This window comes from Paraburkholderia sp. NPDC080076 (assembly GCF_050281145.1).
Taxonomy (GTDB): domain Bacteria; phylum Pseudomonadota; class Gammaproteobacteria; order Burkholderiales; family Burkholderiaceae; genus Paraburkholderia.
Genome location: NZ_JBNNWQ010000005.1, coordinates 505,900 through 512,761 on the forward strand (window position 1 = coordinate 505,900; position 6,862 = coordinate 512,761).

The 6,862-nt window shown below is 62.2% G+C and carries 6 protein-coding genes; 2 read left to right on the plus strand and 4 right to left on the minus strand.

Annotated features, from left to right (window positions below; translation table 11 throughout):
- Positions 1-4 precede the first annotated feature (4 nt).
- Positions 5-1,159: a M14 family metallopeptidase gene (locus ACQKRQ_RS23865; RefSeq protein WP_427479785.1), complete on the plus strand. Its 1,155-nt coding sequence runs from the start codon at positions 5-7 to the stop codon at positions 1,157-1,159.
- A 114-nt stretch (positions 1,160-1,273) separates the two neighbouring features.
- Here ACQKRQ_RS23865 and ACQKRQ_RS23870 read toward each other — a convergent pair whose 3' ends face one another.
- The 4 genes from ACQKRQ_RS23870 to ACQKRQ_RS23885 all read right to left on the minus strand — a co-directional run bounded on the left by ACQKRQ_RS23870 (position 1,274) and on the right by ACQKRQ_RS23885 (position 5,210).
- Complete coding sequence (locus ACQKRQ_RS23870; protein WP_408432472.1) at positions 1,274-1,930, minus strand: BspC domain-containing protein; 657 nt, start codon at positions 1,928-1,930, stop codon at positions 1,274-1,276.
- A gap of 166 nt (positions 1,931-2,096) precedes the next feature.
- A complete protein-coding gene (locus tag ACQKRQ_RS23875) occupies positions 2,097-2,771 on the minus strand; it encodes an energy-coupling factor ABC transporter permease (protein ID WP_132375227.1) in 675 nt (224 codons plus the stop codon).
- A gap of 112 nt (positions 2,772-2,883) precedes the next feature.
- A complete protein-coding gene (locus tag ACQKRQ_RS23880; RefSeq protein ID WP_427479787.1) occupies positions 2,884-3,762 on the minus strand; it encodes a LuxR C-terminal-related transcriptional regulator in 879 nt (292 codons plus the stop codon).
- Between the two features lie 233 nt (positions 3,763-3,995).
- On the minus strand, positions 3,996-5,210 hold the full coding sequence (locus ACQKRQ_RS23885) for a DUF2863 family protein (protein WP_132375225.1): 1,215 nt from the start codon (positions 5,208-5,210) through the stop codon (positions 3,996-3,998).
- A 270-nt stretch (positions 5,211-5,480) separates the two neighbouring features.
- On the opposite strand from ACQKRQ_RS23885, the gene ACQKRQ_RS23890 reads away from it, so the two are divergent.
- Complete coding sequence (locus ACQKRQ_RS23890; RefSeq protein ID WP_427479789.1) at positions 5,481-6,596, plus strand: AI-2E family transporter; 1,116 nt, start codon at positions 5,481-5,483, stop codon at positions 6,594-6,596.
- The last annotated feature ends 266 nt before the right edge of the window (positions 6,597-6,862 follow it).

Genomic DNA, 6,862 nt, shown 5'->3' on the forward strand with positions numbered 1-6,862 from the left:
CATCATGACGTTATCGATTACAAGCAACTTCGACGCGGGTGCGATCGAAGTGCTGTCCTGCGAAGACGCGGGCAATATCCGCTTGCGCGTGCGGCCGGACAGCCATGCCGAGTTCGCGCAGTGGTTTTATTTCGGTTTGTCGGGCGCGGCGGGCGAGCGCTGCGTGATGACCTTCGAGAATGCGGCCGCGTGTGCCTTCGCCGAAGGCTGGCGCGACTATCAGGCGGTGGCGAGCTATGATCGCGTGAACTGGTTTCGCGTGCCCACGTCCTACGACGGCCGTGTGCTGACGATCGATCACACGCCGGATTTCGACCGTATTTACTACGCGTACTTCGAGCCGTACAGCGAGGAGCGTCATTCGGAGTTTCTCGGGGCGGTGCAGCAGATGCCGCAGGCCACGCTCACCGAATTGGGCACGACCGTCGAAGGCCGGCCCATGTCGCTGCTCACGCTCGGCACGCCGCAAAGCGGCGACACGCCCAAGAAGAAAATCTGGCTGATCGCGCGCCAGCATCCCGGCGAGACGATGGCCGAATGGTTTATCGAAGGTCTCGTGAAGCGGCTCGCGGGTTGGGGCGATTGGGCGGGCGACCCGGTTGCGCGCAAGCTTTACGATCACGTCGTCTTCTACATCGTGCCGAACATGAATCCGGACGGCAGCGTGCACGGCAATCTGCGCACCAATGCGGCCGGAGCGAATCTGAATCGCGAGTGGATGGAGCCGGATGCCACGCGCAGTCCTGAGGTGCTGGTGGTGCGCGACGCGATTCATGCCACCGGTTGCGATCTGTTCTTCGATATCCACGGCGACGAGGCGCTGCCTTACGTGTTCGTGGCCGGCTCCGAAATGCTGCCGGGCTTTACCGAACGGCAAGGGCAGGAGCAGAAGGCGTTCATTGAAGCGTTCAAGCAGGCGAGCCCTGATTTTCAGGACAAGTACGGCTACGCCGCGAGCAAGTATCGCGAGGACGCACTGAAGCTGGCGTCGAAGTACATCGGCAACGAATTCGGTTGTCTGTCGCTCACCCTGGAGATGCCATTCAAGGACAACGCCAATCTGCCCGACGAACGGGTGGGTTGGAACGGTGAGCGTAGCGCGTCGCTCGGTGCTGCGATGCTGCAGGCGATCTTGCGGCACGTGGAAACATTTGCCTGAACATCGCCGCGCATAAAAAAACAAGGCACACACTTCACGGTGTGTGCCTTGTTTTCATTGGAGCGCTTGTTTTGACCTATGGCACCGGCGGCCCGATGCCGCAAGCGTGACCCGTTATTGAGTCTTTTTCTTCGCCGGTGTCTTCTTCGCGGTTGCTTTGTTCGAACTCGTTCGCGACGATTTGCCCGAACTCGGTTTGGAAGACTTCGTGGTCGCCTTCTTCGTCGTTTTGCCGCTCGCCGAGTGCTTGCCTTTGGCGCTTTTATGCTTGCCTGACGACGCTTGCGACCCCGATGGTTCAGCGCTGCGTGCACGGGTCGGCGGCACCGGATCGTTCCAGCTGAACGCCAGCATCTGCGCGCCGACATAGCCGCAGCGGAACTTCAGATCGGCAGGATCGCCGCCGCCACTCTGGCGGATGCCGAGCCCTTCGACGGTGACGATGTTATCTACCTTGACGCGCTGCTTGCCCTCGTCGAACGAATCGTTCCATGGCGTGACCGACGCGTGCGCGCTGTCGAACGAACTAGGTGGAAATTCGACATGGTCGAAGGCGGTCGACGTGCTGGCAACAAAGTTGCCATGCGCCGCGCAGTCCGCGACCAGCGGGTCCGCGTGCATATCATTGACAAATTTGTTGACGAGATCGTTGTGCTGCTCGAGTTGATCGGCGAATGCGGGAGCAGAGCATATGAGCGAGAGACTCGCCGCACATGTTGCCAACCGGCCGACCAACCGCAGCAATCGGCGCGGTACGTTGGTGCGATCCATCTAGTTCGTTAGACGCTAATGAGATGAGGCACGTAAGATGCCCGGCGAGAGGGTGGAGTTCAATCCTGACACAAATATTTTGTCCTGTTGATGGCGTGTCCGCTGGCGGCTCGATGTTGTCGAGTCGCCAATTGCCGCAAGTACGCGTTCGGTGCCCGCGCAAGTGTCAGGTGCGTGGGCCGCCTAGCCGGTATCGCCGCACATCATAAGTGGTGACCCACGCAGGGCGGTAGACCGCGATCAATGCCGTCGACATGCCAGTGAACCAGGATTCCCCGATGGCAAGTAGAAACACGCTGAACGCGTAGCCCGCAGGCACCACGGTCATCGAACCGTCGGCGAGCGCGATGTGAATGCCGAGGGCGGCGGCGGCCGTGAGCGACACGGCGATGGCAGGCGAGACAAAACCCTGGCCGAGGATGAACATGAAGAGATTGCGTGGCAGCCACGCGATGCTGATGCGCTGGAGCAAAGTGGAAATGCCGACCGGCAGTGCACCGTAGACGAGGAAAGTTAGCGCGATGCCCTGCCACGGGGCATCGAAGATGACGGCGGCAAGACCGGTGACCACCGCCATGGCGATCAGCGCCAACGCCCAGTCGAACAACGTGACGACTAGCGTGGCGCCGAGCAGATGCATGACGGTGCCGTCGTCGAGCCATGCATTACTTGCCCACAGCACCGACACTGCGACGATGATCGCAAGCCAGACATGCTGCAGTGTGCCGTCCTGAAGTCGTTTGAAAGGATTTTTCCACAGCGCGAGCGCGACCACTATCGCAGTGGCGATCCAGCCACCGACAGCGACCCAGAACGGAAGCGGTGTGTAGAGGAAACCCATGAGTCTCATATTACTCGTTGGACGAGAAAAGGTGTGAGCGGATTCCATGCCAGCACGCGCAAACGCTGCCGGAAAGTGCTCGCCCGGATTCTGTTGCGCGCGCCGGCTGCACTCATGCAGGACCTTGTGCGAGCGGGTCCGGTGCCGCTCCGGCGGGCGCCGCGTCGCCATATGGCGCGCCTGGTTCGGCAGCCATGGGCAGCAAGGCGGCCGTGTCGTTAGCCGGCAACGGATATTGGAAGCGGCGCCGCGCGCGGCGCCGCAACGGCACCACGCCGGGTTGCCCCATGATCGGGCGCAGCAGGCCATCGCCGCCATTGCGCAGCACTTGCAAATGGTTCGACAGCCAGCCGTTGTAGAGCGCGACCGCGGCGGCGCGATTCGGCGCACCGAGCTGCTGGAATATGCTGGTCAGATGGATCTTGACGGTGCCTTCGCTGATGCCGAGCGTGCGCGCGATCATCTTGTTGGTGCTGCCCATGTGGACGCAGCGCATGATCTGCTGCTGACGGGGCGAGAGTACGTTGGCCAGTCTGGTGCGGCGCGGCGGTGGGCTCTTCTCGTCGAACAGCCGGATCGCGGTGTCGGGCGGCAGCGGAGGATCGAGCGCCAGCGCGCCGGGCGGCACGTAGTGACCGCCCAGCAGCACCATTTCAAACGCGCGCACGATCAGACAAGGATCGGTGTCGCGCGGCACGACGCCGAGCACGCCTTCGTCCATCAGTTCTCGCACGGCGACCGGCGAGATCTGATCGGTGAGCACGGCAATGCGCAGATCGGGGTAATGGCTGAGCAGATGGCGAATGTCGGCGATCGACATCCAGTCCTGCCAATCGATCAGGAGCAGGTCGGGCCGTTGACGTTTGAGCGTGCGTTCGACCTGACGCCAGTCTTGTGCCTCGTTGAAACGCGCCAGCCGGTCGATTTGCCGCAGCAGCGCTTTGAGCCCATCACGTCGTTCCGCGTCTGAGTTGAGTATCGAGAATCGCATGCATGTCTCCAGATGAGTCGGGCGAAGTGGCGCGATGCGCGCGCACGGCACGTGAGGAGCCGGATGCGTTCGCGATGCGTCGCCGTTCCTATGATGACAAATTCCCTTCAACTTGACGGCCTGTCCAAAAGGCATAAGAGGAATGACGTAAAAATGAACCGGCAAAAAAAGCCCCGCGCGTGGCGGGGCTTCTTTATGTCGACTTCGACGCGCGAGCGCGCCGGCGAGGATGGTCAATGGAAGTGCGGCTGCGCAGGTTCTGCGTCTTCCGGCATTTCAGCGTGGACGATTTCGCCGAGCGGATCGGCATACAGCGGCACGCCGCAGTCGTCGCAGTATTCCGGCTCGAAGCGGCCGGCGTGGCGGCGCACTTCGGTCACGCCGGTCTCCTTGAGCAATGCGACGATTTCTTCGAGCGGATCGTCCGAGGCGGGGGTTTCCTGCGGTTCCTCGTCGATGCCGGGTTCGCCGTTCTCACGGCCGTACAGCGGCCACACGACGCCGTAGATCACGTCGTTGCTGCCGCGGCGCGTGAAGCCGACGCGGTATTCGTCGATGCGGCGTTCGCCGAAGCCCGCGACAACCGCGCGCAACTCCTGCGGCGCCGCGCCGATCGTGTCGAACAGATAGCGCACGGCGGTGCGCACCGTGTGGGGTCGCACGCGTTCGTCGGCATCGCGGCAGGCCGAGTAATAGGCATCCGGCAGCAGGCACTCGAATTCGCAGCCCGGCAGCACCAGCGACAAATTGGCGCCGCCTTGCGTGGCCCATTGTTCGAGGCATTGCCCGCGCTCGATCCGGCTGCCGTGTTCTTCTTCCTGCCAGCGGAACGTCGGCTCGCCGACCGGCGCCGCGACCACGGCCAGCAGGAAGCGCGGGTCGGCCAGAATCGGCGAAGTCTCCGGCAACTCGCCGAAATTCAGCTTGACGTTGCCACCGGCCATGGCCGCCTGTGTGAGTTGCTGGGCAATGCGCCAGGTTTCGACGTGATGACGCGGCAGTTGATCGATGCTGTATAGGAACGGCGCCATGGCGACCCGCGTGTTGGCCGCGAGCACGTGCGCCTGCAGGTGCGCGCGCAGGGCGTCGGCGGCGTCGGTCTTGAGCGGACCGGACGGAATCATGTAGCGCGTCCAGGCGAGTACGGGTGCGGCGATCAGCAGCGCCTCGTACGGCACGCCTTCGTGTTCGACGATGAAAGACTCGCTATGGGTTTCCGCCATATCGGCGAGCGCGCCGTAGGCATCGGGATGATTTTGCTGCAGATGATCGAGCGCGGCGTCCAGCGTAGTCTGGTTGGCGTTGCGGACGATCTTGGCCAGCAGCGCATCGAGTTTCGCTTCCCAGAAGCGGTCCTCGGTGCGGCTGCCCGACGCGAAAAGCGCGAGCGAGAGACCGACAAGCTTGTCGGCATCGGGGGGGAGACGTTTGGCGATTCGCGAGCGCATAAATCCGGAAATTGGGGTGCACAGAACCTTATATTCTAGTCTTTTCTATGCCGCCATATTGTTTGGCCGGCAATGCCGGATGAATTAGGACGTTTCTACGCGAAAAATCAGCGCTGTTTAGCGTGCCTGTGGAGCCGTTGCGGGGCGACCTGGCTCGATGATATAAGACGCCCCAGGCGCATGACTCGCTTCTATACTGACCCTTTCAGCGGGCGCCCGACAAGCTTATGTCCGCTCGTCACTGGGGTTTGGCGCAACAGGAGATTCATTGTGAAATCGGACCAACTGATCGAACGCCTTGCCGCAGTGTTCGCGCTGATTATTCTGGTGGGCGGCTCGCTGCTGGTGCTGGCGCCTTTCACGACCGCGCTGCTGTGGGGCGCCATTCTCAGCTATAGCTCGTGGGGCTTGTACCGGCGGCTGACCGCGGCCATGGGCGGCCGACGCAAAGGGGCCGCCACCTTGATCGTGTTGATCATTCTGATTGTGGTGCTCGGACCGTTCGTCTATGCGGGCTTCGCCTTTGGGGCGCACGTGCACGAAATCGTCGCACTGGTTCAACGGCTCTTCGAGGCCGGGTTGCCGGATTTGCCACCGTGGGTTGCCCGGATTCCGCTGGTGGGTTCCAGCATCGATGCATTCTGGGAGCGTCTCACAAGCAGCAATTCGGAACTGATCGCGCAATTGCGTACGCTCGCGGCGCCGGCCGGCAAGTGGATTCTGGCGGCTGCGATTGCTGTTACGCATGGTCTCGGGTTGCTGGCGTTAAGCATCGTGCTCGCTTTCTTCTTTTATACGGGAGGCGAAGGCGCAGCGGCCTGGCTGAATGCGGGCATGCGGCGTATTGCCGGCGAGCGCGCCGATTATCTGCTGGCGCTGGCTGGCAGCACGGTGAAGGGCGTGGTCTACGGGATTCTCGGCACGGCGCTCGTGCAAGGGATTCTGGCCGGGTTCGGATGCTGGATCGCCGGCGTGCCGGCGCCGGCGCTGCTCGGGCTGGCGACATTCTTTCTGTCGGTGATACCGGGCGGCCCGGTTGTCGTGTGGTTGCCCGCTGCAATCTGGCTGTACCACGGCGGCGCGACAGGATGGGCGATCTTTCTTGTCGTGTGGGGCGTGCTGGTCGTCGGCATGTCAGACAACGTCATCAAGCCGATCCTGATCGGCAAGAATAGCGACATGCCTCTGATCCTGGTGATGCTGGGTATCCTGGGTGGCGCATTTGCTTTCGGCTTCCTCGGTGTTTTCATCGGCCCGACTTTGCTGGCGGTCGCCTATACCGTGCTCCACGACTGGACGATCGGTGCGCCGGCTGCGCGCGGCTTGGCACCCGATGCGAAAGCGCCCGTCGTCGACGAGCCGGGGCCGGTAAAAAAGCTGCCTTGAATAAATTCCAGATAACGCTTGCAAGGCGGAGTTGGGCTCGCTAGAATCTCGCTCTTTCGTGCTCCGGACAGCGGGGCACGGGAGGCGGGAGAGCCAGCAGTGGCAAGGCTTTCAGCGAAGCGGGCAGGTTCAGGAAGTTGGAAAAAACCTGTTGACGACGTAGCGAAAGTTCTTCATAATCTCGTTTCTCTGCTGCTGATGCAGCGACGCAGAACGAAGCGGTGCCGGGTAGTTGTGATGTTGACGACGCGCGGTGCCGGTCCGGT

Excerpts from the sequence above, each read along its gene's own strand:
- ACQKRQ_RS23865 (WP_427479785.1), top strand. The coding sequence starts at position 5 with ATGACGTTATCGATTACAAGCAACTTCGACGCGGGTGCGATCGAAGTG.
- ACQKRQ_RS23870 (WP_408432472.1), bottom strand. The coding sequence starts at position 1,930 with ATGGATCGCACCAACGTACCGCGCCGATTGCTGCGGTTGGTCGGCCGG.
- ACQKRQ_RS23875 (WP_132375227.1), bottom strand. The coding sequence starts at position 2,771 with ATGGGTTTCCTCTACACACCGCTTCCGTTCTGGGTCGCTGTCGGTGGC.
- ACQKRQ_RS23880 (WP_427479787.1), bottom strand. The coding sequence starts at position 3,762 with ATGCGATTCTCGATACTCAACTCAGACGCGGAACGACGTGATGGGCTC.
- ACQKRQ_RS23885 (WP_132375225.1), bottom strand. The coding sequence starts at position 5,210 with ATGCGCTCGCGAATCGCCAAACGTCTCCCCCCCGATGCCGACAAGCTT.